The 330-nt window shown below is 69.7% G+C and carries 1 protein-coding gene; it reads left to right on the top strand.

What is annotated here, in order from left to right; genetic code table 11:
• On the top strand, positions 1-330 hold a 330-nt coding region (locus DNK49_RS23515), incomplete at both ends, for an RHS repeat protein (RefSeq protein WP_133255189.1).

The raw sequence follows: 330 nt of genomic DNA, 5'->3' as shown, positions 1-330 counted from the left end.
TCGGGCGCCTGACCGCCGCGCACAACCCGGCCGCCACCGTCGCCTTCGCCTACGACCCGCTGGGTCAGCTGCTGGCCGAAACCCAGACCCTGGCCGGGGGCACCCCGCGCGTGCTGGGCCATGCCTATGATGTGCTCGGTAACCGTACCCGCACCCACTTGCCCGATGGCCGCGTGCTCAACGCCCTCTTCTACGGCTCGGGCCACCTGCACCAGCTCAACCTGGAAGCGGACGGCACCCACCACACGATCTGCGATGTCGAGCGCGATGCGCTGCACCGCGAGGTCTACCGCACCCAGGGTCGGCTGGCGAGCCGATTCGATTACGACC

Origin of the sequence: Parazoarcus communis SWub3 = DSM 12120, from assembly GCF_003226565.1 — a bacterium.
Lineage (GTDB): Bacteria > Pseudomonadota > Gammaproteobacteria > Burkholderiales > Rhodocyclaceae > Parazoarcus > Parazoarcus communis.
This window is presented reverse-complemented; position numbering and strand designations above follow the sequence as displayed.